The sequence below is a fragment of the Brevundimonas sp. FV1ye4L genome (genome assembly GCF_058681255.1).
On record NZ_CM178734.1, the window covers coordinates 2,406,060 to 2,430,304 of the forward strand.

Consider the following 24,245-nt stretch of genomic DNA (forward strand, 5'->3'; position numbering starts at 1 on the left):
ATTCCCATCTTGCCCCCCAATACTTAAGGGAGGCTGAGCGAGAGGTTACGCGAACCTTACTTATCCACCGCTGGTATCGGGATCAGGCGTCGGCGTCGGGCTGGCGGTCGGGGTCCGCGGCCTGGAAGGCGGGATGCGCCAGAGCGCGAGCTTCGACCGCCAAAAGGCCCGGCCAAGCCTGCAGATCCATATTGAACCGTCGCGCCGAATAGAGCTGCGGGATCAGATAGCAATCGACCAGGCCGGGCGCGTCGCCGAAACTCCAGCCTTCGCCGTGGCGCGCCACCAAGGTCTCCATGGCCGCAAACCCCGGCGTGATCCACCGCGCGGCCCAGGCGTCGACGGTCGCCTGATCGGCGCCGAAGTCCCCGCGCAGAGACTTCAGGACCCGCAGATTGTTCAGCGGATGAATGTCGCAGCCGATCAGCGCCGCCATGGCCCGCACATGGGCGCGGTTCGTCGCCTCTTTCGGCAGTAGCGCCGGCTCGGGATGAGTCTCCTCCAGCCATTCCAGAATGGCGGGGCTCTGGGTGACGATCAGGTCGCCGTCCTGCAGCGCCGGCACCATGCCCTGGGGGTTCAGCGCCAGATAATCGGCCGCCTTCTGCTCCCCCAGGCGCAGGTCATGCGCCGCTGTTTCATAGGTCAGGCCCTTCAGCCCCAGGGCGATACGGACCCGATAGCTGGCGCCTGACCGCCAATAGCCGTGCAGGATCATCAGACCATCTCGAAGCTCAGGGGCTCCAGCCCGTCGATCGTCACCACGACCCGATCCCCGCGCACCAGCGGCCCGACGCCCGACGGCGTGCCGGTGAAGATCAGGTCGCCGGCTTCCAGCGTCCAAAGTTTCCCGGCCTCTTCGACGATCCGGTCGGGGTTCAGGATCATGTCGTCCAGGGTGCTGGACTGTTTCGTCTCGCCATTGACCGTCAGGGCGATGGTCCCCGCCGGGTTCGGCAGGGCGCCCAGGGTCACGGCCCCGCAGGGGGCCGACTGATCGAACCCCTTGGCCGCGTCCCAGGGACGGCCCGCCTTCTTCGCCTCGGCCTGCAGGTCGCGACGGGTCAGGTCGCACCCGACCGCCCAGCCCACGATCCCGCCGTCCTCGCCGATGGCGGCGACCAGCTCGGCCTCGAAATGCAGATTGGCCGTCGCGGACGGATAGGCCGGATCGGCCCCGTCCGAAACCAGGGCGTCGCCGGGCTTGGAAAAGAAGAAGGGCGACTGCTTGTCCGGATCGGAGCCCATTTCACGCGCGTGAGCGGCGTAGTTCTGGCCGACGCACAGGATGCGTCGAACCGGGAAACGCCGGTCGTCGCCGGCGATCGGCAGGCTGGGAACGGGGCGGGGCGCGAACAGGAAGTCGGTCATGGGCCCAATCTAGTGCGGCGGATCGTCCCTGACGAGGCCGACCAGCCCATAAGGCCTTATGGATCGACGGGAACTTCGCCCACGGTGTGGCGTTCGCAAACAGGGTCCCCTATTCTAATGCCAAGCTTGAAACTGGAGCGCGCACCATGGCCACCACCAAGGCTAGAGAAGACATCAAGGCTGACCTGAAGACCCTCAAGGAGGATCTGAAGACCGGCGCCCGCGAGGAAACCCAACGCCTGCGCGAAAAGGCCGAAGAGGCCGAGGCCAAGCTCCGCGCCAAGGGCGAGGAAGTGCGCGAACAGGCGCGCGGCTACTACGACACCGCCCGGGTGCGCGGCCGCGAGTACTATGACGACGCCGCCGAACGCCTCGACGAGGCCCAGCGCTATATCGTCGAACGCGTCCAGGAGCGTCCTGTCCAGTCGACCGCCATCGCCCTGGGCGTCGGCGTCGTGCTCGGCCTGCTTCTGGCCGGCCGCCGTCGCTGATGTTCAAGGGCATCGTCAAACGGATCGTGGCGACCAGCGTGGTCGCCGCGAGCGTGTTCCTCGCCGTGGTGTTCCTCGGCATCGCCATCTTCAACGCGATCAGCCTGATGACCACGCCCCTGGGCGCGGCGGCCATCACCTTCGGCCTGTTCGCCCTGGTCGCCCTGATCGTCGCCCTGGTCTTCCTGAAGGGGGACAGCCACGACGATGAGGATGAAGAGGATGCGCCGGACGGTCTGGTCGGCAAGCTGATCCACATCGTGCGCGAACGCCCGATCATCGGCGCGGTCGGCGGTCTGGGCGCCGCCTTCCTGCTGCTGCGCAATCCCGCACTCGCCGCCATTGTCGCCAGCATGGTGGCGGAGCGGAAGATGGACCAGGGCGGCTACGCCAAACGTCGCCGCCGACGCTGAGCTTTCTGCGGACGCGACGGAACGCCGCGCGGTCGCAAACGTTGATCTGCCGACGGGACGAACGGTCGCAAGGCCGCCGTCGGCAACATCAACGCAGGAGAGCTAAACCCATGATTCGCTGGGCAATTATCTTCCTGGTCGTGGCCTTGATCGCAGCCGTTCTCGGCTTCGGCGGCATCGTGAACTTCTCGTTCGAGATCGCCAAATTCATCGCCGTGATCGCCATCATCCTGTTCGTCATCGCCCTTGTGGCCGGCGGACTGCGCGGGCGCGGCGCTCCCCGATTATAGGGGCGTCCAACCGACAAGACGAAAGGGCCGGAACGCAAGTTCCGGCCCTTTTCTTGTCCGCTTCATCTCAACCTGTCGAGCGAGCGAACCTCAGACAGCCGCCTTCTCCAGCGTGCCGGGGGCGTTCGGATTCGGCGCCGTCGCAGCTCGACGGGTGTCCTGACGGCGAGGCAGCCGCCAGACCTGCTGAGAACTATATTCCTGGCCGTCCCAGGCCAGAGCGGTGACGGTAATGGTCTTCTCGTCCCAGTCGACTTGGTTGAACCCGGGCGGAGAGCCCCGTTCGCGATGCGACAAGGTTCCGCAGCCGACGGCGTAGGAACAGCGGTCCGCCAGATCGATCGCCAGGGCGAAGGGCACATGGACGTGCCCGGTCATGATCAGGTCCACCCCCGCCTCGGCGAAGATCAGTGCCGCCTCGTCCCCGCGCTTGACCTCCCCGGTCATCGGCGCGCCGATCATCTCGATCAGGGGGTGGTGGCAGGCCAGGATGCGCAGGGCGCCGATCGGCGCCTGACGCAGGGCCTCCGCCGCGCGCCGGGTCTGATCCAGATCGATGACCCCCTTGGACCAGTTGGGCCGCGCCTGCCAGCCGCGCGCGGTGACGACGCCGCGCACCATCACCGTGTCATTGCAGAACTGGCCGTCATGAGCGGGAAAACCGGTCGCCGTCTCGAACGCCCGCCACGGGTGGAACAGCCGAGCGACGGGGCTCCAATAGGGGACGTCATGATTGCCGACGATGACGAAGCGCGGCTCGGGCATGGCGCGCATCCATTCGCCCGCCGCTCGGAACTCGGCCGGATAACCCTTCTGGGTGATGTCGCCGGTGATCAACACCAGGTCATTGGTGGTGGCGTGGGCGTATTCCAGCGCCGCCGCCACCGCGCCCTTGTGCTCGCACCCGAAATGGACGTCGGAAAACTGAAGAACCCGCCCCATTACAGACTGTCCTCGGCCGCCGGCGGTCGGGGGGCGAGGGCGCGGAACGCCTTGGGTATGAATCGCACAGTGGCCTCGGATTTCAGCAGGATGGGTTCGCCGTCTATCACGGCTGGAATGCGCGAGCGGGCCCGGACGTCGATCCGTTTGGCGGCCCGGGTGGACACCGCCGGATCATGGCGCCAGTCGCTGAACAGGGCGTTGGCCGCCAAGCGGAAGGCCTGGCTGGCGTCGGACGGGTCCATCGCCGCCGCCTCCAGCCCGTCCGGTTCCTCCATCGCCTTGGAGATCATCGGGCTGATCAGCACCAGGGCCTCGGCCCGCCGCCGGGGGCCCCTGTCCAGGCTGAACCTCAACCGGCCGGTGAAGGCCCGTTTCAGCGCCCGTCGCGCATAGGCCCAGGCCAGTTTGACCTTGCCGGTTCGCATCGCCTCGCGCGCCGGCGCCCACAGGGCCGGCGACCCCAGTATTGCAGCGCAGTAGAAGTACTCGCCCTCGACCTCCCCGCCCGACACGACTTGGGGCTCGCCCTCTTCAAGGGCGCGGCGCAGGGCCAGCTTCCAGTCGGCCGTGCCGTACAGGGCCTTGGGCAGCATGTTCATCGTCCCGCCCGGCAGGGGGGCGATCATCGGGCCGTCCGGCTTCGCCTTCGACGCCACCGACCGCGCCGTGCCGTCGCCCGCCAGAACGAAGATGACATCCGCCGACGCCGAAAAGGCCTCGGCGATGGCCTGATCGAAATTGCCGCCGTCCAGGACCACGACCTGGCTTTCCAGATCATAGTCCGCCAGCGCCGCCTCCGCCTCGGCGGCCGCGCGCGGGCCCACGCTGCCGGACAACGGGTTGACCAGCATGACCACCCGTTTTAGCGGCGCATGGGACGTCAGGACGCGCAGGGGCGCGTCCTGCGATTGGCCGATGTCGGCCTCGGGTTCGGGACTTACGATATCGGTCATGGCGCCCGAACGTCCGGCGCGCGCGCCCGTTCCCTAAAGCTTGGCTATTGCTTCAGTTCGTCGCGGGCCGCCGCAGCCCCGGGCTCCGCCTCTGGGGCGCGTCCCGCCAGTTTCTGGGCGCCGGCCCAACCGGTGGCGATCCAGCCGTCCGCCATCCGACCGGCCGCCTCGACGGACCGCTCCTTGATCGACAGCACAAGCGTCAGGGCGCCGACCAGGGCCAACAGGGTCACCAGCACATTGATCAATGGGGCGGCCGAGGCCTTCTTCTTCTTGCGCCGCGTCCAGAGCGGGCCTTCGGCGCCGTCGATTGCGCGCACCATCTTTGAAAATCGCATCATTCCCCCCACTGACTTTGCCGGGCCAGGCCCAGGATTGAAGCTTAACGCTTTCTACAGAACGACGATAGACACGGGAACCTGAACCGTATTCCAGCGTTCTCGCCTTCGGGGCGAACCCAGACAAAGGATTTCATCATGAACAAGGCCATCATCGCGATCGCCGGGGCCGGCCTTCTGGCCTCGGCCTGCGCCAGCGACCCTTACGGCAATTCGAACCAGACGGTCCGCCAGGGCGCCATCGGCGCCGGCCTCGGCGCTGTCGCCGGCGCTGTCATCGGCAATAATGTCGGCGGCGGCAATGCGGCCACCGGCGCCCTGATCGGCGGCGCCCTGGGCGGCGCAGCCGGCGCCATCCGCGGCTCGGCTCAGGACCGCAACAACCAGCAGCGTTACCGCGACAGCCAGGGTCGCACCTACTACTGCTACGATAATCGCCAGGACGAATGCTACTGGGACAACGGCCAGCGCCGGTACTGATCGGCTAAGGGCGGCGGGGCTTGCTCCTGTCGCACTGATCGGGCTTCGGAGGGGCGGTTCGTCATGGACGGGCCGCCCTTTCATTTGAGGGGAATGGGACGGGCATGAAGAGTTTTGCAATTGCGGCCGTGGCCGGAGCGCTGGCGCTCGGGGCCTGTGCGACGCCGATGCGGCGGGATGCGATCGTGACCAGCAGTTCGCCGTGCATGCCGGTGCGGTTCGACATCTATTTCCGTGAAAACGAGGCGCGGCTGACCGATGCGGCCGGCCAGGCCATCGAGGCGGCGGCCGGCGTGCTGCGGACCTGCGAGGTGCGCAGCGTCCAGGTGCTGGGCCTGGCGGACGCCACAGGCGGCAGCGAGGCCAATCTCAGCCTGTCGCAACGCCGCGCCCGAACCGTGGCCCAGGCCCTGACAGCGGCGGGCCTGCCGGCCCCGGCCTTCGAGGTGACGGCGGCAGGCGACGCGGGCGCGACCACGGTCGGCGGATCGGCCGAGCCCCTGCGTCGTCGCACCGAGGTGGTGGTGGACGCGCACCCCCGTCGCTAAGCGGGCGCGGCGACAGAGGCGCTGACAGGCCGGTCTCCAGGGCCTAGAAACACGGCCATGCGCGCCATCGCCCCTCTGTTCGCCCTCTGTCTTCTGGTCCTTTCGGGCGCCGCCGGCCCAGCAACGGCCCAGCCGGTCAGCCGACCTGCCCAGACGGCCGCGCCCGTCCCGGCGGGCCCGCGTCAGGCCGACAATATCGAGGCCGAACTGGTTCCCCTGTCGCAATGGGCCGCGCCGGGATCGACCGTCGTCGTCGCGGTGCGCCAGAAGATCGCGCCCGGCTGGCACACCTATTGGCGCAATCCCGGCGACTCCGGCGGGCCCACCACCATCGACTGGCGCCTGCCGCCGGGGGTGAAGGCCGGCGAAATCGTCTGGCCCCTGCCCAGCCGTCAACGGCTGATGAGCCTGGTCAACTACGGCTATTCCGGCGAAGTCTATCTGCCCGTGCCGATCGAGGTTCCGGCCTCGGCCCGGCCCGGAACCACCCTGCCCCTGACCGCCGACGTCCTGTTCCTGGTCTGTAGCGACCAGATGTGCGTGCCGGTTCAGATGAGCCTGCGCCTGGACCTGCCGATCCGCGAAGGCGCCCCGCCGCTGGACCCCGATCACGGCGCCGCCCTCGAGGCCGTGCTGGCCGCCGCCCCGCGTCCGGCCGGGATCGAGGCCCGCGCGGCCCTGGCCGACGGCGTCCTGACCCTGTCGGCGACGGGCGGACCCCTGACCGCAGCCCTGTCGGACGGCGAACCGACCCAGGCGGTCTTCTATCCATTCGAAGGCGGCGTCATCGACCACGCCGCCGCCCAGTCGGGCCAGACCGGACCGAATGGTCTGAGCCTGAGCCTGACGCCGAACGGCGACCTCGCCGCCAAGGGTTTGACCGGCCCGATCTCCGGCGTTCTGGCCACCGACGCCGGGGCCTGGGAGATCACGGCCCGCCCCGGCCCGGCCCTGGCGGGAACCACAGGCGGCCGAACCCTGTCGGGAGAGGTGGAGGTCCCCGCTCCGGCCAAGACCCGCCTGGTCCTGATCCTTCAATCGGCCCTGTTCGCCCTGCTCGGCGGCCTGATCCTGAACCTGATGCCCTGCGTCTTCCCCATTCTGGCGATGAAGGCGGCGTCCCTGGCGGCCTCGGCCCACGAGACGAAGACGGCCCGCCGCGACGGCCTGTTGTTCATGGCCGGGGTGCTGGCCAGTTTCCTGGTCTTGGCCGTCGCCCTAATGGCCCTGCGCGCGGGCGGCGAGGCCATAGGCTGGGGGTTCCAGTTACAGTCCCCGGCGGTGATCGCCGGCCTGGCCCTGCTGATGCTGGCGGTCGGACTGAACCTGTCGGGCGTCTTCCACGTCGGGGCGGGGGTGCAGGCCGCCGGCGCCGGCCCCCTGTCGCGCCTGCCGGGCGGAACGGGCGCCTTCTTCACCGGCGTTCTGGCGGTGGTGGTCGCCGCCCCCTGCACCGCCCCCTTCATGGCCGCCGCCCTGGGCGCCGCCCTGTTGATGCCCTGGCCCGCAGCCCTGCTGGTCTTCCTGATGCTGGGTCTGGGTCTGGGCCTGCCCTATCTGGCCGTCAGCCTGTCGCCCGGCCTGCTGCGACGTTTCCCGCGTCCCGGCCCCTGGATGGAGCGGCTGAAGGGCCTGCTGGCCTTCCCCATGTACGGCGCGGCCCTTTGGCTGGTCTGGGTCTTTGCGCGTCAGGCCGGGGCTGAGTCCCTGGCGCAGTTCCTCGTCGCCGCCCTGATGCTGGCCTTCGGCCTGTGGCTGGCGGGCATAAACCAGTCGCGCCGGGCGGAAGGCGGAACCGCCGTCGTCAGCGCCGTGGCGGCGTTCCTGGCTCTCTTCTTCACCCTGTGCTTCGCCGGCCTCGCCGCCAGCCGTGCGGAAGCCCCGACGATGGCGCCAGACTCCAGCCTCCTGGCCGCCGCCCCCTGGTCGGCAGAGGCCGTTCGCGCCGCCCAGGCCCAGGGCCGCCCGGTCCTGGTCAATTTCACCGCCGACTGGTGCGTCACCTGCAAGATCAACGAGCGCGCGGCCCTGTCATCACCGCGTGTCGCGGAGGTCTTGCAGGCCGCGAACGCCGTCTATCTGGTCGGGGACTGGACCCGCCGCGACGACGCCATCACTCGCGAACTGGAACGTCACGGTCGATCCGGCGTGCCCCTATATCTGCTGTATCCGGCGGGCGGCGGCGAACCGCGCATCCTGCCGCAACTGTTGACCGAAGGCGTGGTGACCGAGGCCCTGCAGACCGCTCGAACGCCAAATCCGGCGTCTTAAAGCCGGTCCAGCCGTTTGGCGTGGTTCGCCACCATCCGCAGCGCCAGCCCGTCGGGCAGAAAGCGCGCCAGACCGGCCATGATGTTGTTCATCACCCCCGGAGTCACGCTGGCTCGGTTCGCCTCGCAGGCCTCGTAGCCGATGCGGGCGACGCGGGCGGCGTCCATCCACATCCAGGCCGGATAGGCGCGCGACACCTGATCGCGTGAACCATTGACGTCGTGGAACTCGGTCAGGGTGTAGCCGGGGTTCAGCACCGTGACATGGACCCCGGTCCCCAGGGTCTCCAGATACAGGCCCTGGGACGCCTTGATCAGGAAGCTCTTGATCGGCCCATACAGGGTGTCGCCGCCGGTCGCCGGCATCTGGCCCGCCAGAGAGGCGACGTTCAACACCCGGCCAAAGCCCCGCTCGACCAGGCCGGGCAGGACCAGGCGCGACAGCTCGACCGGCGCCGTCAACATGACCTGGATCATTGCCCGATGAGCGCTCAATTCGGTGTCGAGGAAGCCGGTCACCCGGCTGAAGCCCGCATTGTTGATCAGGCCGTCAACCGTCAGCCCCCGCCCCGCGATGGCGGCGATCAATCGTTCAGGGGCCGCCGGATCGGACAGATCCTCGGGGATCACGGTCGCGGTCACGCCATGGGCGGCGATCAGTTCATCGGCCAGAGCCTGCAGCGGCCCCTCGCGTCGAGCGGTCAGGATCAGGTTCCAGCCGTTCGCCGCATAGGTCCGGGCCAGGGCCGCGCCTATGCCGGCCGAGGCGCCGGTGACGAGAACCGTCCGGCTCATCCGATCGTCAGGCCGCGACGGGGCAGGACTTGTGCGGCGTGAAGGCCGCCAGCGAGACGGGGTTTTCCGCCAGCAGATCGGCGATGGTGATCTTGGACAGGGCCTCGGTCGCGGCCTCGTCGGCGGCGGTCAGGGCCTTGGCCACCTGGCGCGGAATATGTTCGCTGATCGGGCAGCCCTTGGCCCCGGCGGGGGGCGAGCCGATGTGGGCGCAACCGTTGACGGCCCTCAGCACCTCGTCCAGGCGGATATCTTCGGGCTGGCGCAGCAGCCACGAGCCGCCGGTGGCGCCGGGCCGGGTGGCGATCAGCCCGGCCTTGGCCAGCAGGGCCGTCACCCGGCGCACAACCACGGGATTGGTTGGGATCGACGAGGCCAGCAACCCGCTGGGGGCCGCCTGGGCAGGCGAAAACGCGCCCTTGTGGGCCATATAGGCCAGGGCGTGGGCGGCGACGGGAAAGCGCTGGCTGTCTGACATGTTTGTGTTCCTGCACGTAAAATAGGCGTTCCGACGCCGAATCACAAATGCCGGGCCCCGCTGTGAAAGCGAATCCCGCGCGTCACGATTGAAGCGGGCGCGGAATGGGCCTAAAGGCTCGCCGCTTTGAAGGGCTCGACCTGTCGTCGGAGACCCGGAGGATACGCATGGCCGGGGATACTCCCCACGACGCGGGCGCTCTCCCCGCCGCGTCGAATACGCCGAACCAGCCCCCCCACGCCACGGGACCCGAGTCCCACGCCCCAGGGGGGCAGATCGCCAAGCACGGCGGCTTCTGGGCCCTGACCCTGGGCGCGATCGGCGTGGTGTTCGGCGATATCGGCACCAGCCCGCTTTACGCCCTGCGTGAAGCCATCGCCCACGCCCAGTCCGGCGTCGGCGGGGACCTGGCCGTAATCGGCGTCGTGTCGCTGGCCTTCTGGGCCCTGATGGTCGTCGTGACCTTCAAATATGTCTTCTTCCTGATGCGCGCCGACAACAAGGGCGAGGGCGGCACCCTGTCGCTGATGGCCCTGGCCCAGTTCGCGGTCGGTCGCCGCAGCGCCTGGATCTTCATCCTGGGCGTCTGCGGCGCGGCCCTCTTCTACGGCGACGGCATCATCACGCCCGCGATCTCGGTGCTCTCGGCCGTCGAGGGCTTGCAGGACGCGCCGGGCCTGGCCGGGCGTCTGGACCCCTTCATCGTGCCGATCTCGGCGGGCATCCTGATCGCCCTGTTCATGGTTCAGTCGCGCGGCACGGCCAGCCTGGCCAAATATTTCGGCCCGATCACCGCCGTCTGGTTCCTGTGCCTGGGGGCGCTGGGCCTCTACCATATCTTTGACGACATCAGCATCATGCGCGCCCTGTCGCCCCACTATGGCGTCATGCTGCTGATCAACGACGGCTTTCTCGGTTTCGTCATCCTGGGCAGCGTCTTTCTGGCCGTGACGGGGGCCGAGGCCCTGTATGCGGACATGGGCCATTTCGGAAAGGCGCCGATCCGCATGGGCTGGCTGGCCTTCGTCCTGCCCTGCCTGACGCTGAACTATCTGGGCCAGGGCGCCCTGATCCTCGACAATCCCGGCTCCGCCGAGAACCCGTTCTGGAACATGGTGCCGGAGTTCGCCTATTGGCCCATGCTGATCCTTGCGACGGCCGCCACCGTCATCGCCTCTCAGGCCGTGATCACCGGCGCCTTCTCGGTCACGCAACAGGCGGTCCAGCTGGGCCTGCTGCCGCGTATCGACATTCGCAACACCTCCGAGACCCAGGCCGGCCAGATCTTCGTGCCGGCCGTCAACACCTTCCTGATGGTCGGGGTCCTGGTGCTGCTGGTCGTGTTCCAGAGCTCGCATAACCTGACCGCCGCCTATGGGGTGGCTGTCACTGGGACCATGCTGGTCAATACGCTGATGAGCTATTCGGTCATCACCAAGGGCTGGAAATGGCCGATGTGGGCAGTGGCGGGAACCCTTATTCCGTTCGCCTTCATCGACAGCGTCTTCCTGACCTCCAACCTGCTGAAGATCCCGGATGGCGCCTGGATGCCCCTGGTGCTGGGGGCCTGTCTGGTCCTGATCATGTGGACCTGGGTGCGCGGCACCCAGATCCTGACGACCAAGACCCGCAAGGACAGCCTGCCGCTGAACGACCTGATTGAGATGCTTCAGGCCCGGCCGCCGCACCGCGCGCCCGGCACCGCCATCTTCCTGACCAGCGATCCCGACGTCGCCCCGGTCGCCCTGATGCACAATCTCAAACATAACAAGGTGTTGCACGAGAAGAACGTCATCCTGACCGTGCGCACCTCCGAGCGGCCGCGCGTCAAGGAGGCCGACCGGGTGCGGATGGAGCCGATCAACGACGACTTCAAGAAGCTGACCATCACCTATGGCTTCATGGAGACGCCGAACGTGCCCCGGGCCCTGGGCCTGTGCCGCAAACAGGGGCTGAAGTTCGACATCATGTCGACCAGCTTCTTCCTGGGCCGCCGCTCGCTGATCCCGTCGGCGCGCCAGGGCATGCCCCTGTGGCAGGACCGGCTGTTCATCTTCCTGATGCGCAACGCCGCCAACCCGACCGACTTCTTCCATATCCCGCCCGGCCGTGTGGTCGAGCTGGGCGCGCAGGTGGCCGTATGAGTTCCGAAGGACGCGGTTCTGAAGGACGGGGTGGCGGTCACAGCTCACAGGCGCGCGGCCGCCGCATGGCCACCAAGGGCCGGCCGCGCCCGGCTCCGGTCGAGGTCGCGCCAGCTCCGTCGCAGGACGACATCGGCGTCGAGGCCCGCGTGGTCGCCGGCATTCTGTTGAACGCGGCGCTGGAGAAGCGCAACGGCCTGGACGAGGCCCTGTCCCAACCCGCCGCCCGCGCGCTGGAGCCCGTCGACCGCGCCTTCGCCCGCGCGGTGGCCATGGCCGCTCTCCGTCGTCTGGGCGAGATCGACCATATCCTGAACCGCCGTCTGCAGAAGTCGCCGCCCGAGGCGGTCCGCACCCTGATGCGCATCGCCCTGGCCCAGACCCTGGTGCTGGAGACCCCGGCCTTCGCCGCCGTCTCCACGGCCGTGAAACTGGCCGAGCGCGATCCCAAGACCCGGCCCTACAAGAACCTGGTCAACGCCGTGCTGCGCGGCGTGGGCCGCGAGGGCCCCGGCCTGACCACGGCCGAGAGCAATCTGCCCGACTGGATCGCCGCCCGCTGGAAGGCGACCTATGGCGAGGCCGCCCTGACCGGCCTGGCCCTGGCCGCCCGCGAGGAGCCGGCCACCGACCTCAGCCTGAAGCCCGGCGTCGATCCCGCCGCCGTGGCCGCCGCCGTCGAGGGTGAGGCCGTTGAGGGCGGCACGGTCCGCACAGGCCGTCGCGGCGACGTGGCGACCTGGCCCGGCTTCGACGACGGCGACTGGTGGGTCCAGGACGCCGCCGCCGCCGTCCCCGGCCGTCTGCTGGACGTCAAGCCCGGCGAGACCGCCCTGGACATGTGCGCCGCGCCCGGCGGCAAGACCCTGCAACTTGCCGCCGCCGGCGCTTCGGTCGTGGCCCTTGACCGCTCGGCCCCGCGCCTGAAACGCCTGAGCCAGAACCTGGAACGCACCGGCCTGACCGCCGAGGTGATCGCCGTCCCCGCCGAGGACTGGGACGACGACCGCAGCTTCGACGCCGTCCTGCTGGACGCGCCCTGCACCGCCACCGGCACCTTCCGCCGCAATCCGGAAGTCCTGCGCGCCACCAAGCCCGCCGAGGTCGCCAAACTGGCCGACGTCCAGCACCGGCTGCTCGACGTCGCCGCCGAACGCGTCAAACCGGGCGGCCGGATGGTCTATTGCACCTGTTCCTTGGAGCGCGAGGAGGGCGAGACCCAGGTGATCGCCTTCCTGCGCCGCAACCCCGCCTTCCGCACCGTCGCGGCCGATCCCTCCGCCCTGGGCGCCCCGCTGGAAGCCCTGACGCCCGAAGGCTGGCTGCGCATCCTGCCCTCCATGTGGGCCGAACACGGCGGCCTCGACGGCTTTTTCGCCGCCAAGCTGGAACGGGTTTCCTGAGCGGGAGCGGCTTGCTCCCGCCCGCAACCCGCCTTATCCCGAGATCATGGCCGTTACCCCCCTGATCTGCCCGTCCATCCTCGCCAGCGATTTCGCGCGCCTGGGTGAAGAGGTCCGCGCGCTGGAAGCGGCGGGCGCCGACTGGATCCATGTCGATGTGATGGACGGCCATTTCGTGCCGAACATCACCCTGGGTCCGGACATCGTGAAGGCGATCCGGCCGCACACCCGCCTGCCGTTCGACGTCCACCTGATGGTCGCGCCGGTCGATCCGTGGCTGGAGGCCTATCGCGACGCCGGGGCCGATCTGCTGAGCGTCCATCCCGAAAGCGGGCCGCACCTGCACCGCACCCTGGGCCGTATCCGCCAGCTGGGGGCCAAGGCCGGGGTGGTGTTCAATCCGGCCACGCCTCTGTCGATCCTGGAAGAGGTCGTGGATCTGGTGGACCTGGTGCTGATCATGTCGGTCAATCCCGGCTTCGGCGGACAGAAATTCATCGACAGTTCGCTGCGCAAGATCGCCGGGGCCCGCGCCATTCTGGACCGCGCCGGATCGGCGGCCCATCTGCAGGTGGACGGCGGCGTGACCTCGGCCAATGCGGCGGCCTGCGTCGCCGCCGGGGCCGACGCCCTGGTCGCCGGCTCCTTCGTGTTCAAGGGCGATTATGCGACCAATATCGCCGCCCTGAAGGCCGTCCCGGCCGCCGCGTGAGCCCGATCGGCCCCTTCAGTCCGCGCGGCCAGGACGCCACGCCCGATGTCGCCTCCGGCCAGATCCCTGGCCTGGCCGGCGCGCCGGTCCGCACGCCTGTCCGTTCAGGGGCGACCGAGACCGGCCCCGGCCTGTGGCCGGCCATCGCCGGGCGGATCCTGACCCGCCAGCTGTGGATCGAACTGTACGGCCTGCCGGGCTATGGCCTGACGCTGAGCCCGGTGCTGGGCGGGGGCAAGGTCACGGCCTTTGCGGCCACGCCGCGCGACTTCCGGTCGCACGACGCTGCCCCGGGCAAGAATCTCTTGGTCGGGCGGTTCATCCTGGCCGGCGCCTCGATGGAGGTCGAGCCCTCGGCCGATCCCTGGAACCGCCCCAGCCCGTCGCGACCCTTCGCCGTCGAACTGCACGCCTTCAACTGGCTGCCGGCCCTGATGGCCCAGGGCGAGCGGGGCGCCCGCGAGGCCCTGCGTCTGACCCTGGCCTGGACCGACACCTTCGCCCGCTGGTCGCCTTTCGCCTGGGGTCCCGAAATCCTGCCGCGCCGGGTGATCAACCTGGCCTGCGCCGCCCGCAAGATGGGCGCCGTGGCGACCGAGGCCGAGCGGCTGAGGCTTGCCGACAGCCTGGCGCGCCAGACCCGCCAGCTGCTGCGCCCGCCCGGCGGCCTGGCCACCCGCGCCGAACGGCTGACGGCGGCGGCCATCGGCGGCTGCGTCCTGGCCGGCGCGCCGGGCCAAGGCCTGCGCCGTCGCGCCCTCGCCGGCTTGGCGGGCGCGCTGAAAACCACCGTCCAGCCCGACGGCGGCCACGCCTCGCGCAGTCCGGAAGCCGGGCTGGAGCTGCTGCTCGACCTTCTGACCCTCGACGACGCCCTGGCCCAGTTGTCCGAGCCGACGCCCGAGGCCGTGACCGGCGCCATCGCCCGCCTGACCGAGGGTCTGCGCCTGCTGACCCTGCCGGACGGCCGTCTGGCCAGCTTCCAGGGCGGAGGCCCGTCCACCGTCGCCCGCGTCGCCGCCGCCCGCGCCCATGACGAGGCCGCCACCGCCCGCACCAAGGCTGAGCCCGAGCATCCGCCCTTCGGCGCCGTCGCCGGCCTGACCCGGATCGCCAGTCCGCTGCTGACCATCCTCGCCGACGCCGCTGCGCCCGCGGCGGGCGCCTGGGGGGCGTCGGCCTGCGCCCAGCCGATGGCGCTGGAGATCGTCTGCGGCAAGGATCGTCTGATCACCGGCTCGGGCTGGACCCCGGCTTCGACGGATCGTCAGGCCTTGCGGCTGACGCCCGGCCATTCGACCCTGACCCTGGGCGAACGGTCGCTGAACGAACCCCTGGGCGGCTGGAAGGGCGAACTGCTGGGCCCCCGCCTGGTCGGCCCGCCGATCCATGTCACCACCGATCAGCGCGACGGCGACGGCGCGGTCTGGCTCGATATGGAGCATGACGGCTGGAACGAGGCCTTCGGCCTGAACCACCAGCGCCGCCTCTATCTGGACCAGCGGATGGACGAGCTGCGCGCCGAGGAGAAGCTGTTCCCGACGCCGGGCCGCAAGGAGATGATCCGCCAGATCGCCGCCCCCTACGCCATCCGCTTCCATCTGGAGCCGGGGGTTCAGGCCTCGCTGGCGCGCGACCGCCGCTCGATCCTGCTGCGCGGCGCCTCGGGCCGGGGCTGGTGGTTCCGCACCGACGGTCCCGACGTGGCCATCGAACCCAGCGTCCATATCGACGCCGGCCTGACCCGCCGCTCGCTGCAGATCGTGGTGCGCGGCTCGGCCCGCACCGACAGCGAGAGCCGGATCCGCTGGAAGCTGAGCCCGGCGGGCGCGAGCGGCGATCCGACGTGAAGCATCCGCAAGCCCTCTATGGAGAACCCGACCTAAAGCTCGGCTGGCTATCCATTTGGACCCTCTCGCGGGAGTTTGCGGATTCTGTCGATTATGATGACGCCAACTGGATCAACATCCACGCCCACATAGAGGCGCCCGGTTCGCGCATAGATATCCAGGGCCCATGGATACGAAGTGACGAAATCTCGTCGTTTCGTGACGAACTTTCGACATTGAATCTTCGGCTGGAGGGCGTCGCTCACCTCCGCTGTCTTGAGCCCTACATCAATGCCAAGGTCACCAGCGCGGCGCTAGGTCATCTAGATGTGGTTATCGAAGCGACCCCCGATCCGATGACGCAAACCCATCGGTTCGAGCTCGAGCTTGACCAGAGCTATCTCCCCGGGCTCATCGCCCAATGCGCCCAAATCCTCAGAGACTTTCCGATCAAAGGAAACCTCTAGCCCCTCAAGGCAAGGGATGACGCACCGGCGCCCCGGTGCTAGACGCCCCGCCATCCTCCCCCAGCCTTCACGGACGCCGCTTCATGCCCGCCGCTCCCGACTTTCCGCCCGCCCCCGACCGGGTCAAGCCGCAACGCGCCCTGATCTCCCTGTCCGACAAGGCCGGGCTGGAAGACGCCGCCCGCACCCTGCACGACCTGGGCGTCGAACTGGTCTCGACCGGCGGCACCCGCGCGGCCATCGCCAAGCTTGGCCTGCCGGTCAAGGACGTGGCCGATCTGACCGGCTTCCCCGAGATGATGGACGGTCGGGTCAAGACCCTGCACCCCGTCGTCCACGGCGGCCTGCTGGGTGTGCGTGACGCGGCCGACCACGCCCAGGCCATGACCGACCACGGCATCGGCGCCATCGATATCGTCTGGATCGACCTGTATCCGTTCGAATCCACAGTTGCTTCCGGCGGTTCGTTCGAGGCGGCGGTCGAGAATATCGACATCGGCGGCCCGGCCATGATCCGTTCGGGCTCCAAGAACCACGGCTATGTCGCCGTCGCCGTCGACGGCGAGTCCATCGGCCTGATCCTTGAGGCGCTGAAGGCGGAAGGCTCGACCGATCTGGCCCTGCGCAAGCGGCTGGCCGCCCGCGCCTTCGCCCGCACCGCCGCCTATGACGCCGCCGTCTCCGGCTGGTTCGCAAGCCAAGTCGAGGACGTCGCCCCGGCTCGCAAGTCCATCGCCGGATCTCTGGCCCAGACCCTGCGCTACGGCGAAAACCCGCATCAGACCGGCGCCTTCTACCGCACCGGCGAGGCCCGTCCCGGCGTGGCCCATGCGACCCAGATCCAGGGCAAGGAGCTGGGCTACAACAATATCGCCGACGCCGACGCCGCCTATGAGCTGGTGGCCGAGTTCGAACAGCCCGCCGTGGTCATCGTCAAACACGCGAACCCCTGCGGCGTGGCCGTGGGCAAGGACCTGTCGGAAGCCTACGCCCGCGCGCTGGAATGCGACGCCGTCTCGGCCTTCGGCGGCGTGATCGCGGTCAACCGCCCGCTGAACGGCGACGACGCCCGCGCCATCACCGGCATCTTCACTGAGGTGGTCATCGCCCCCGGCGCCGACGACGAAGCCAAGGAAGTCTTCGCCGCCAAGAAGAACCTGCGCCTGCTGATCACCGACGGCCTGCCCGATCCGCACGGACCGGGCGAGGTGTTCCGCTCGGTCGCCGGCGGCTTCCTGGTCCAAAGCCGCGACCGGTCGCTGATCAAGCCGTCGGATCTGAAGATCGTCACCCAGCGCCAGCCGACCCCGACCGAGATCCAGGACATGCTGTTCGCCTTCACCGTGGCCAAACACGTCAAGTCCAACGCCATCGTCTACGCCAAGGACGGCCAGACCGCCGGCATCGGCGCCGGCCAGATGAACCGCCGCGACAGCGCCCGGATCGCCGCCATCCGCGCCAAGGAGGCCGGAGAGGCGAAAGGCCTGACTCAGTCCCTGGCCGAGGGTTCGGCCTGCGCCTCGGAAGCCTTCTTCCCCTTCGCCGACGGCCTGCTGGAAGCGGTCGCGGCCGGCGCCACGGCGGTGATCCAGCCCGGCGGCTCGATGCGCGACGCCGAGGTCATCGCCGCCGCCGACGAGAAGGGGATCGCCATGGCCTTCACCGGGGTGCGGGTCTTCCGGCACTGATCCTTGAGGAGAAAGGGCGCTAACGCTCGCGACGCGGTCTCTCGCTGCTTGAGCGCCCTTTCTCCCATGGTGAATGTCCTCGCGTTCGTGACTGGACGCCCCCGGCGCGTCGTGATGGTCTGCGGCTCCCCCGTTTCTGGAGCCGTCCCATGACCACCCTGATCCGTCCCGAAGGCCAGACCGCCGATGATCTGAAGCTCAGCCGCCGGGCGGTGGGCGCCCTGGGGGGACTGCTGTTCTCCGGCTATGCGGTCGCGGCCCTGGCCAAGGAGGCCCAGCCGATCACCACTGACGCCGCCGGGCTCGAGACGGCCGAGGTGACCTATCCGGCGCCGGACGGATTCGAACTGACCGCCTATGTCGCCCGCCCCGCCGGCGACGGGCCCTTTCCCGTCGTGGTGGTGGTGTCCGAAATCTTCGGCGTCCACGCCTATATCAAGGACATCTGCCGCCGCCTGGCGAAACAGGGCTATGCGGCCATCGCCCCGGCCTTCTTCAACCGGGTCGAGGATCCGGCGCCCCTGTCCGACATGGGCCGGATCATGCAGATCGTCGGGGCTGCGAACTACGAACAGGTGATGGGCGACCTGTCGGCGACCCTGGAATGGGCCAGCCAGCAGCTGTGGGCGCGCGACGGCAAGGTCGGGATCACCGGCTTCTGCTGGGGCGGCAAGGTGGTGTGGCAGGCGGCGGCGCGGTTCGCCGTCATCGGCGCCGGCGTGGCCTGGTACGGCCGTCTGGCCCCCGCCCCCGACGCGACCCCGGTCCAGGTCTCGTCTGGCCAGCCCTGGCCGGTGGATCTGGCCGACGACCTGAAGGCGCCGGTCCTGGGGCTTTACGGCGGCCAGGACCAGGGCATCCCCCTGGCCAGCGTCGAGCGGATGCGCGAGGCCCTGGCCCGCGCGGGCCAGACCGACAGCCGGATCATCGTCTATCCCGATGCGCCCCACGGCTTCCACGCCGACTATCGCGCCAGCTACGCCGAGGCCGACGCCAAGGACGGCTGGGCCAAACTGCTCGCGGTCTTCGACAAATCTTTAAGAAGTTGAACTGCTACTGATGTGACACACTGCGGCGGGCTGTGTGTCGTGGAGGGGTGAAGGTGGCGAATTCTCGGTGGCGTAGGGCGATCCTGCTGGGTGCAGGCCTGTTGTTCCTTCCCCTTGCGGCCTGTGGCGGCGGGGGAGGCGGGGGCGGGGGCGGATCCGTGACGCCGGTCGTGCCGCCTCCTCCACCGCCTCCGCCGCCTCCACCTCCCCCGCCACCCCCGCCGCCGCCCTCGGTGACGTCGAGCGAATATCTGCGGAACTATGGCGTGGCCAATATCAAGGCCGAGGTCGGCTGGCAGGCCGGCGCCACCGGGAACGGCGTCACCGTCGCCGTGGTCGATTCCGGCGTCAGCAACAGCCAGGCGGATCTTGTCGGCCGTATTTCCAGCGCCTCGACCGACGTCGTCGTGGGCCGCAACACCCCCTATGTCGCCGACGACAGCCACGGGACTCTGGTGTCCGGCGTGATCGCCTCGAACTTCAACGGCCTAGGCTCGGTCGGGGTCGCCTATGAATCGACCATACTGTCGATCCGCGCCGACATTTCGGAGTGCGAGGATGAGGACGACGACGTCTGTTTCAGCAGCTCGGATCTGGTTCGGGCCCTGGACTTCGCCGTGGCCAACGGGGTCAAGATCATCAACATGTCCCTGGGCGGCGACGGACGGTTCGGTTCCGCCTTCGAGGCGGCCCTGCTGCGCGCGGTCGACTCCGGCGCCGTCATCGTCGCCTCGTCGGGCAATGATGGCGAGGCCAATCCCGGCTGGCCCGCCCAATATGCGGTCGATCCCCGGTTCGCCGGCTCTGTTATCGCCGTCGGCTCGCACGGTGCGACCAATCTCATGTCCGACTTCTCGAACCGCGCAGGGGTGACGGCCGCGGGCTATATTTCGGCCCCGGGCGAGGACGTCATCACCGGCTGCGACGGGACCAGCTGCTGGCGGATCAACGGCACCTCCTTCTCGGCGCCCCATGTCTCGGGCGCCCTGGCCCTGCTGATGGACGCCTTCCCCAATCTGTCGGCGCGCCAGGCCCTGGCTATTCTGATCGACACGGCGCGCGACGCCGGGGACCCAGGGACCGACATCGTCTATGGCCGGGGCCTGCTGGACCTGGCCAACGCCTTCCGACCGGCCGGCGCAACCTCTGTGCCGATGGCGAACGGCGCCTCCATCGTCGCCGAGACCGAGCCGGGCAGTTTTGTCGGCCCCGCCTTCGGCGACGCCTTCGCCCGCCAGACGGCGCTGGGGACCGTTCTGTTCGACGGCTATGACCGGATGTTCGCAGTCCAGCTGGGTGCAGCCTATCCGACGGCGCCCAGCCGCTCGTACCAGGCCGCCCCGTTCGAACCCAGCCGCACAGCGACGACCCGGCTGGCCCTGCCCAACGGGGGCCGGCTGAACCTGACCGCCTCCCAGCCCGTTCCGACGCCCGAACCCATCGCCCCGCGCTACGACCTGACCGACGCCCCCTGGCTGGGCGATGAGCCCCGGCAGGAGGCCATGCTGGACCTGGAGATGGGCCGGATGAGCTTCGCCACCTGGCAGGGCCGCGGCGGGGCTTCATCGCCGTTCGACGGCGCCGCCGGCGACGGTTTCGCCGCCCTGGCCCAGGTCGATCACGCGGTGCGCGGCGCCGTCCGGTTCGGCGCCCTGACCCTGGCGGCCGAGAGCGGCGGCGGCGATCGGCGCATGCCCTTGCGCCGGGTCGAGGAAGAGGCCTCGACCTATAGTCGCGTCACCCTGGCTTGGCGCGGCGCCGACGGCGGTCTGTCGCTCAGCCTGGGCGACCTGGACGAGCGTCTGGGGCCGCTCGGCGCCTTCCTGCCGGGCGGATCGGACTTCGCCCTGCCGTCGCGGACAAGCTTCTATGCGGTCGGCGGCGACTGGACCCTGCGGCCCGGCCTGGCCCTGATCGGCGAGGCCGGCCTCGGTTCGACCGAGACCGAAGGCCGTTTCCTGACGACGGACGGGGCGGCGATCAGCTCCAACTGGCGGCTGACCCTGCTGACCGGCTGCACGGTCCTGTGCGACCGGATCAGCTTCACCGTGTCACAGCCGCTGCGGATCGAACGCGGGACCTTCTCGGCCTGGCTGGCCGATGTCCCGGTCGAATATTTCGACCCCCTGACCTATTCGCGTCGCAACTTCTCGGCCGCGCCCAGCGGTCGTCAGATCGACTTCATCCTGGGCGGCGAGCGTCGGCTGTGGGACGGCTCAAGTCTGTCGGTCCAGGCCGTCGCCAGCCGCGAACCGCGCCACGTCGCCGACGCTGCGCCCGAGTTCGCCCTGATCGGCGGGTGGCGGCGTCAGTTCTGAGGGGGGCTGGTGAATCGTGAGTGGTGAGCGAGGGGTGAGCGGCTTTCGGAGACACCGCAGCTCACTATTCACCCGTCCCCAATCACCACTCACGTCCTGACATCAGGCCTTGCCGTCGAAGGCGTGGGTCTCGGCCTCGGGCGCCGCGCCATAGGGATTTGCGGCCTGCGCGCCCGACCCCTTGGCCGCGACCACGACCATGGCCGGGCGGATGGTGCGGCCGAACAGTTCGAAGCCGGATTGCATAGTCTGGAGCACGGCGCCGCCCGGAACCGTGTCCGACGGCTGTTCGATCATGGCCTGGTGCAGATGCGGGTTGAAGGCCTCGCCGGCCTCGGGCGCGACGCGCTTCAGCCCATTGGTCTCGAACGCCTGCAACAAGGCCTTCTGGGTCATTTCCAGACCGGTCACCAGGGCGACCGTCGGACCGTCTGTGTCCTTGGGCGCGGCCATCAGGGCGCGTTCCAGATTGTCGGCCACGCCCAGCAGGTCCTTGGCGAAACGCTGGATGGCGAAGGCGCGGGCGTCGTTCTGCTGCATCTCGGCGCGGCGCTTCAGGTTCTCCATCTCGGCGGCGACGCGCAGGGCGCGGTCCTTCCACTCGTCACGCTCGGCGATGACGGCGTCCAGCGGCGCCAGATTGTCCGAGGGATCGGCGTCCAGACCGTGTTCGGCGTTGGTTTCCGCCATGTCGGCGTCCAGTGCGTTGAATTCGTCGTTAAGGGGCTTGTCGCTCACTTGTCGTTCCCGTCCAGCATCCGGCCCAGCACCCGGGCGGTATAGTCCACCAACGGAATGACACGGGCGTAGTTCAACCTAGCGGGGCCTATGACGCCGATGGCGCCCAGAACCCGCTGTCGGCCGCTCATATAGGGCGCCGCGATCACGGCGGAACCCGAAAGTGAAAACAACCGCGTTTCGGCACCGATGAAAATTCGCACCCCCTGCGCGGCATCGACCCCGTCCAACAGGCCGATCAGCTGTTCCTTCTGCTCCAGATCGTCGAACAGGACCCGCACCCGCTCCAGATCCGCCAGGCCTTCGCCGTCCTGCAACAGGTTGGCGCGGCCCCGCACGATCAGGGCGCGCTCGCGGTCCGGCCCGCCGGACCAGGCGGCGAACCCGTCCTCGACCAGGCGGGCGGCGGTCTGATCCAGTTCGCGTCGGGCGATCTCCAGCTCCTGGGTCATCTCGCGCTTGGCGTCGGCGAAGGGCCGGCCGCGCAGACGGGCGTTGAGGAAGTTGGAGGCCTCGACCAGGGTCGAGGGCGTGACCCCGGCCGCCAGGGTCATGATCCGGTTCTCGACCGTGCCGTCGTCGGCGACGATGACCGCCAGGGCCTGATCCCCGCCCAGGGCCACGAACTCCACATGTTTGACGCCAGACTCGCGCACGGGGCTGGACACCACGCCCGCGCCTCCCGCCAGGCCGGACAACAGGTTGGACGCCTCATCCAGGGCGGATTCGAAATTCCGCCCCCGCCCGGCCAGCCGCCCGTCGATCTCGCGCCGCTCCTCTTTCGTCAGGTCGCCGATCTCCAGCAGGCCGTCGACGAACAGGCGCAGGCCCGCATGGGTCGGGATCCGCCCCGCCGAGGTATGCGGCGCAGCCAGCAGCCCGGCCAGGGTCAGGTCCTGCATCGTATTGCGGATGGAGGCCGGCGACAGGGCGATTCCGCCCAGCGACAGGGTCCGCGACCCCACCGGCTCGCCCGTCTCCAGATAGGATTCGACGATGCGCCGGAAGATGTCGCGCGCCCGAGCGTCCAGGCCGGCCAAACCTCCGGTTTCGATGGAGGTCGACGTCAGCAGCGAGGGCTTCATGTGCCTACCGGCCAGCGATAATGGCCTGCGGCGCGCGACGTCTTCATCAGCCAAAGACCATGCTGCATCACCCCGAGACCGAAATTATGAATGATCAGCGGGTGTTTCCCGGCGCGGCTGACCAGGCCGATGTGAGGCGCGCCGTTGCCGCCGCGCCAGGTCAGTATGTCGCCAATCGCGAGCGGTTCGGGGAAGCTCGATCCTTTCGGCGCGCCTTGCGGAGTCCAGACGGTGGCGCCCACACGCTGGAAATAGGCGTCCAGATTCGGAACCCTCCTGTGGTCGATATTGGAATCCGGACGAGTCAGGCCCCAGTTCCTGCGCGATGGATAGGCGTCGAACGCCTCGGTCATGTCCTCGTGCACCAATCGCTGAAGATCCAGATCCAGCCCGTCGCGAGCCGCCCGGACGATGACGTCGCAGCAGACGCCGGTCTTTCTCGGCACGTCGCCGTCTGGATAGGCGAGGGCCTGATAGGTCTTGTCGTAATCCTTGGTCACGCCCAGCTGCTTCTGGGCGGCCCAGGCCAGACGGGCAGGTGAGCCTTCAGGCGCGTCGATCGCCAGCTTCCCCGCGCAGCCGGTCGTCGTCACGGCGACGACACCGATCGCTCCACCGAGAAAGACACGGCGACTGGCGACAGACGATGGGGGGGCATACAGGCTCACCGTTTCAGGATAAGCAGCGCCGCCTCAGCTTCCAAGGATTCATCTCATGCGCCATTCGCAACGCACCGACGACCAGCTGCGTCCCGTGACCATCGAGACCGGGGTCAACCGCTATGCCGAGGGTTCGTGCCTGATCACCTTCGGCCACACCAAGGTTCTGGTGACGGCCTCGGTCGAGGAGAGCATTCCCGGCTGGATGCGCGGCAAGGGCCAGGGTTGGGTCACCGCCGAATACGGCATGCTGCCCCGCGCCACCCATACCCGCGGCCGCCGCGAGGCCGCCGCCGGCAAACAGACGGGCCGGACGCAAGAGATCCAGCGCCTGATCGGCCGCAGCTTGCGCGCAGTCGTCGATCTGAAGGCCCTGGGCGAGCGTCAGGTTGTGCTGGACTGCGACGTCATCCAGGCCGACGGCGGCACCCGCACCGCCTCCATCACCGGCGCCTGGGTCGCCATGGCCTCGGCCCTCAACTATCTGCGCGACGAAGGCGTGCTGAAGTCCGACCCTATCCTGGACCAGGTGGCGGCCGTCTCGTGCGGCGTCTGCGACGGCGTGCCGGTGCTGGACCTGGACTATGAAGAGGATTCCGAGGCCGAGGCCGATTCCAACTTCGTCCTGACCGGCGCGGGCCAGATCGTCGAGGTCCAGGCCACCGGCGAGAAGCGCGGCTTCTCCCGCGCCGAGTTCGACCGGCTGTTCTCCCTGGCCGAGGTCGGCTGCACCGAACTGTTCGCCCTGCAAAAGGCGGCGCTGGAGGCGGTGCGCCGCTAA

The 24,245-nt window shown here is 69.0% G+C and carries 25 protein-coding genes; 15 read left to right on the plus strand and 10 right to left on the minus strand.

Annotated elements, in window-relative coordinates:
* Positions 1 to 82: 82 nt before the first annotated feature.
* Both maiA and ACW17X_RS11625 read right to left on the minus strand, forming a co-directional pair.
* Positions 83 to 718: a maleylacetoacetate isomerase gene (maiA, locus tag ACW17X_RS11620; protein WP_492097541.1), complete on the minus strand. Its 636-nt coding sequence runs from the start codon at positions 716 to 718 to the stop codon at positions 83 to 85.
* Complete coding sequence (locus ACW17X_RS11625; RefSeq protein WP_492097543.1) at positions 718 to 1,371, minus strand: fumarylacetoacetate hydrolase family protein; 654 nt, start codon at positions 1,369 to 1,371, stop codon at positions 718 to 720. The genes maiA and ACW17X_RS11625 overlap by 1 nt, the downstream gene beginning before the upstream one ends.
* A 146-nt stretch (positions 1,372 to 1,517) precedes the next feature.
* On the opposite strand from ACW17X_RS11625, the gene ACW17X_RS11630 reads away from it, so the two are divergent.
* From ACW17X_RS11630 to ACW17X_RS11640, 3 genes are all read left to right on the plus strand, one after another.
* Positions 1,518 to 1,862 carry a glycine zipper domain-containing protein gene (locus ACW17X_RS11630; RefSeq protein ID WP_267514971.1) on the plus strand — a complete coding sequence of 115 codons (345 nt, stop codon included), beginning with the start codon at positions 1,518 to 1,520 and terminating at the stop codon, positions 1,860 to 1,862.
* Positions 1,862 to 2,275: a hypothetical protein gene (locus ACW17X_RS11635; protein ID WP_492088458.1), complete on the plus strand. Its 414-nt coding sequence runs from the start codon at positions 1,862 to 1,864 to the stop codon at positions 2,273 to 2,275. The genes ACW17X_RS11630 and ACW17X_RS11635 overlap by 1 nt, the downstream gene beginning before the upstream one ends.
* Positions 2,276 to 2,385: 110 nt before the next feature.
* Positions 2,386 to 2,565 carry a DUF1328 domain-containing protein gene (locus ACW17X_RS11640; protein ID WP_492097546.1) on the plus strand — a complete coding sequence of 60 codons (180 nt, stop codon included), beginning with the start codon at positions 2,386 to 2,388 and terminating at the stop codon, positions 2,563 to 2,565.
* 90 nt (positions 2,566 to 2,655) lie between these two features.
* Here ACW17X_RS11640 and ACW17X_RS11645 read toward each other — a convergent pair whose 3' ends face one another.
* From ACW17X_RS11645 to ACW17X_RS11655, 3 genes are read right to left on the minus strand one after another with little or no spacing between them, the layout of a single operon-like run.
* Positions 2,656 to 3,507 carry a metallophosphoesterase family protein gene (locus ACW17X_RS11645; protein ID WP_492097548.1) on the minus strand — a complete coding sequence of 284 codons (852 nt, stop codon included), beginning with the start codon at positions 3,505 to 3,507 and terminating at the stop codon, positions 2,656 to 2,658.
* A complete protein-coding gene (locus ACW17X_RS11650) occupies positions 3,507 to 4,463 on the minus strand; it encodes a diacylglycerol/lipid kinase family protein (RefSeq protein WP_492097550.1) in 957 nt (318 codons plus the stop codon). The genes ACW17X_RS11645 and ACW17X_RS11650 overlap by 1 nt, the downstream gene beginning before the upstream one ends.
* 44 nt (positions 4,464 to 4,507) lie before the next feature.
* Complete coding sequence (locus tag ACW17X_RS11655; protein WP_492097552.1) at positions 4,508 to 4,786, minus strand: hypothetical protein; 279 nt, start codon at positions 4,784 to 4,786, stop codon at positions 4,508 to 4,510.
* A 153-nt stretch (positions 4,787 to 4,939) separates the two neighbouring features.
* Between ACW17X_RS11655 and ACW17X_RS11660 the strand changes: the two genes are divergently transcribed.
* The 3 genes from ACW17X_RS11660 (at position 4,940) to ACW17X_RS11670 (ending at position 8,100) form a co-directional block, all read left to right on the plus strand.
* Complete coding sequence (locus tag ACW17X_RS11660; protein WP_271164973.1) at positions 4,940 to 5,281, plus strand: YMGG-like glycine zipper-containing protein; 342 nt, start codon at positions 4,940 to 4,942, stop codon at positions 5,279 to 5,281.
* Between the two features lie 104 nt (positions 5,282 to 5,385).
* Positions 5,386 to 5,829, plus strand: a complete 444-nt coding sequence (locus tag ACW17X_RS11665) for an OmpA family protein (protein ID WP_492088454.1) — start codon at positions 5,386 to 5,388, stop codon at positions 5,827 to 5,829.
* 57 nt (positions 5,830 to 5,886) lie between these two features.
* Positions 5,887 to 8,100 (plus strand): protein-disulfide reductase DsbD family protein, encoded by a 2,214-nt coding sequence (locus ACW17X_RS11670; protein WP_492097554.1) that lies wholly within the window; start codon positions 5,887 to 5,889, stop codon positions 8,098 to 8,100.
* Here the strand turns inward: ACW17X_RS11670 and ACW17X_RS11675 are convergent.
* Entirely contained in the window at positions 8,097 to 8,894 is a 798-nt protein-coding gene (locus tag ACW17X_RS11675) for an SDR family NAD(P)-dependent oxidoreductase (RefSeq protein ID WP_492097555.1), read from the minus strand. The genes ACW17X_RS11670 and ACW17X_RS11675 overlap by 4 nt on opposite strands.
* 7 nt (positions 8,895 to 8,901) lie before the next feature.
* The gene (locus ACW17X_RS11680) at positions 8,902 to 9,372 is read right to left on the minus strand and encodes an Rrf2 family transcriptional regulator (protein WP_492097557.1); all 471 of its coding nucleotides are present in this window, start codon (positions 9,370 to 9,372) and stop codon (positions 8,902 to 8,904) included.
* A gap of 167 nt (positions 9,373 to 9,539) precedes the next feature.
* Here ACW17X_RS11680 and ACW17X_RS11685 point away from each other — a divergent pair, with 167 nt between their 5' ends.
* From ACW17X_RS11685 to ACW17X_RS11720, 8 genes are all read left to right on the plus strand, one after another.
* Complete coding sequence (locus ACW17X_RS11685; protein ID WP_492097559.1) at positions 9,540 to 11,516, plus strand: potassium transporter Kup; 1,977 nt, start codon at positions 9,540 to 9,542, stop codon at positions 11,514 to 11,516.
* Positions 11,517 to 11,581: 65 nt separating this feature from the next.
* Positions 11,582 to 12,919: an RsmB/NOP family class I SAM-dependent RNA methyltransferase gene (locus ACW17X_RS11690; RefSeq protein ID WP_492097560.1), complete on the plus strand. Its 1,338-nt coding sequence runs from the start codon at positions 11,582 to 11,584 to the stop codon at positions 12,917 to 12,919.
* A 46-nt stretch (positions 12,920 to 12,965) separates the two neighbouring features.
* Positions 12,966 to 13,631 (plus strand): ribulose-phosphate 3-epimerase, encoded by a 666-nt coding sequence (gene rpe, locus ACW17X_RS11695; RefSeq protein WP_492097561.1) that lies wholly within the window; start codon positions 12,966 to 12,968, stop codon positions 13,629 to 13,631.
* The gene (locus ACW17X_RS11700; protein ID WP_492097563.1) at positions 13,628 to 15,481 is read left to right on the plus strand and encodes a heparinase II/III family protein; all 1,854 of its coding nucleotides are present in this window, start codon (positions 13,628 to 13,630) and stop codon (positions 15,479 to 15,481) included. Before rpe ends, ACW17X_RS11700 begins: the two co-directional genes overlap by 4 nt.
* The gene (locus ACW17X_RS11705) at positions 15,478 to 15,927 is read left to right on the plus strand and encodes a WapI family immunity protein (RefSeq protein ID WP_292123630.1); all 450 of its coding nucleotides are present in this window, start codon (positions 15,478 to 15,480) and stop codon (positions 15,925 to 15,927) included. Before ACW17X_RS11700 ends, ACW17X_RS11705 begins: the two co-directional genes overlap by 4 nt.
* 83 nt (positions 15,928 to 16,010) lie before the next feature.
* Positions 16,011 to 17,615 carry a bifunctional phosphoribosylaminoimidazolecarboxamide formyltransferase/IMP cyclohydrolase gene (purH, locus tag ACW17X_RS11710; RefSeq protein WP_492097565.1) on the plus strand — a complete coding sequence of 535 codons (1,605 nt, stop codon included), beginning with the start codon at positions 16,011 to 16,013 and terminating at the stop codon, positions 17,613 to 17,615.
* 149 nt (positions 17,616 to 17,764) lie between these two features.
* Positions 17,765 to 18,664, plus strand: coding sequence for a dienelactone hydrolase family protein (locus ACW17X_RS11715; RefSeq protein WP_492097567.1), 900 nt, complete (start codon positions 17,765 to 17,767; stop codon positions 18,662 to 18,664).
* A 233-nt stretch (positions 18,665 to 18,897) separates the two neighbouring features.
* The gene (locus ACW17X_RS11720; RefSeq protein ID WP_492097569.1) at positions 18,898 to 20,982 is read left to right on the plus strand and encodes a S8 family peptidase; all 2,085 of its coding nucleotides are present in this window, start codon (positions 18,898 to 18,900) and stop codon (positions 20,980 to 20,982) included.
* A gap of 102 nt (positions 20,983 to 21,084) precedes the next feature.
* Here the strand turns inward: ACW17X_RS11720 and grpE are convergent, their stop codons facing one another.
* From grpE to ACW17X_RS11735, 3 genes are read right to left on the minus strand one after another with little or no spacing between them, the layout of a single operon-like run.
* Complete coding sequence (grpE, locus tag ACW17X_RS11725; protein WP_492100466.1) at positions 21,085 to 21,672, minus strand: nucleotide exchange factor GrpE; 588 nt, start codon at positions 21,670 to 21,672, stop codon at positions 21,085 to 21,087.
* A 44-nt stretch (positions 21,673 to 21,716) separates the two neighbouring features.
* Entirely contained in the window at positions 21,717 to 22,805 is a 1,089-nt protein-coding gene (gene hrcA / locus ACW17X_RS11730) for a heat-inducible transcriptional repressor HrcA (RefSeq protein WP_492097571.1), read from the minus strand.
* Positions 22,802 to 23,398, minus strand: coding sequence for a DUF1287 domain-containing protein (locus ACW17X_RS11735; protein ID WP_492097572.1), 597 nt, complete (start codon positions 23,396 to 23,398; stop codon positions 22,802 to 22,804). Before ACW17X_RS11735 ends, hrcA begins: the two co-directional genes overlap by 4 nt.
* 121 nt (positions 23,399 to 23,519) lie before the next feature.
* Here ACW17X_RS11735 and rph point away from each other — a divergent pair, with 121 nt between their 5' ends.
* A complete protein-coding gene (gene rph / locus ACW17X_RS11740) occupies positions 23,520 to 24,245 on the plus strand; it encodes a ribonuclease PH (RefSeq protein ID WP_492097574.1) in 726 nt (241 codons plus the stop codon).

Excerpts from the sequence above, each read along its gene's own strand:
- ACW17X_RS11675 (WP_492097555.1), bottom strand. The coding sequence starts at position 8,894 with ATGAGCCGGACGGTTCTCGTCACCGGCGCCTCGGCCGGCATAGGCGCG.
- ACW17X_RS11670 (WP_492097554.1), top strand. The coding sequence starts at position 5,887 with ATGCGCGCCATCGCCCCTCTGTTCGCCCTCTGTCTTCTGGTCCTTTCG.
- purH (WP_492097565.1), top strand. The coding sequence starts at position 16,011 with ATGCCCGCCGCTCCCGACTTTCCGCCCGCCCCCGACCGGGTCAAGCCG.
- ACW17X_RS11635 (WP_492088458.1), top strand. The coding sequence starts at position 1,862 with ATGTTCAAGGGCATCGTCAAACGGATCGTGGCGACCAGCGTGGTCGCC.
- grpE (WP_492100466.1), bottom strand. The coding sequence starts at position 21,672 with ATGGCGGAAACCAACGCCGAACACGGTCTGGACGCCGATCCCTCGGAC.
- rpe (WP_492097561.1), top strand. The coding sequence starts at position 12,966 with ATGGCCGTTACCCCCCTGATCTGCCCGTCCATCCTCGCCAGCGATTTC.
- hrcA (WP_492097571.1), bottom strand. The coding sequence starts at position 22,805 with ATGAAGCCCTCGCTGCTGACGTCGACCTCCATCGAAACCGGAGGTTTG.
- ACW17X_RS11680 (WP_492097557.1), bottom strand. The coding sequence starts at position 9,372 with ATGTCAGACAGCCAGCGCTTTCCCGTCGCCGCCCACGCCCTGGCCTAT.
- ACW17X_RS11645 (WP_492097548.1), bottom strand. The coding sequence starts at position 3,507 with ATGGGGCGGGTTCTTCAGTTTTCCGACGTCCATTTCGGGTGCGAGCAC.
- ACW17X_RS11650 (WP_492097550.1), bottom strand. The coding sequence starts at position 4,463 with ATGACCGATATCGTAAGTCCCGAACCCGAGGCCGACATCGGCCAATCG.
- ACW17X_RS11630 (WP_267514971.1), top strand. The coding sequence starts at position 1,518 with ATGGCCACCACCAAGGCTAGAGAAGACATCAAGGCTGACCTGAAGACC.
- ACW17X_RS11690 (WP_492097560.1), top strand. The coding sequence starts at position 11,582 with ATGGCCACCAAGGGCCGGCCGCGCCCGGCTCCGGTCGAGGTCGCGCCA.
- ACW17X_RS11640 (WP_492097546.1), top strand. The coding sequence starts at position 2,386 with ATGATTCGCTGGGCAATTATCTTCCTGGTCGTGGCCTTGATCGCAGCC.
- rph (WP_492097574.1), top strand. The coding sequence starts at position 23,520 with ATGCGCCATTCGCAACGCACCGACGACCAGCTGCGTCCCGTGACCATC.
- ACW17X_RS11715 (WP_492097567.1), top strand. The coding sequence starts at position 17,765 with ATGACCACCCTGATCCGTCCCGAAGGCCAGACCGCCGATGATCTGAAG.
- ACW17X_RS11685 (WP_492097559.1), top strand. The coding sequence starts at position 9,540 with ATGGCCGGGGATACTCCCCACGACGCGGGCGCTCTCCCCGCCGCGTCG.
- ACW17X_RS11655 (WP_492097552.1), bottom strand. The coding sequence starts at position 4,786 with ATGGTGCGCGCAATCGACGGCGCCGAAGGCCCGCTCTGGACGCGGCGC.
- ACW17X_RS11665 (WP_492088454.1), top strand. The coding sequence starts at position 5,386 with ATGAAGAGTTTTGCAATTGCGGCCGTGGCCGGAGCGCTGGCGCTCGGG.
- maiA (WP_492097541.1), bottom strand. The coding sequence starts at position 718 with ATGATCCTGCACGGCTATTGGCGGTCAGGCGCCAGCTATCGGGTCCGT.
- ACW17X_RS11660 (WP_271164973.1), top strand. The coding sequence starts at position 4,940 with ATGAACAAGGCCATCATCGCGATCGCCGGGGCCGGCCTTCTGGCCTCG.
- ACW17X_RS11625 (WP_492097543.1), bottom strand. The coding sequence starts at position 1,371 with ATGACCGACTTCCTGTTCGCGCCCCGCCCCGTTCCCAGCCTGCCGATC.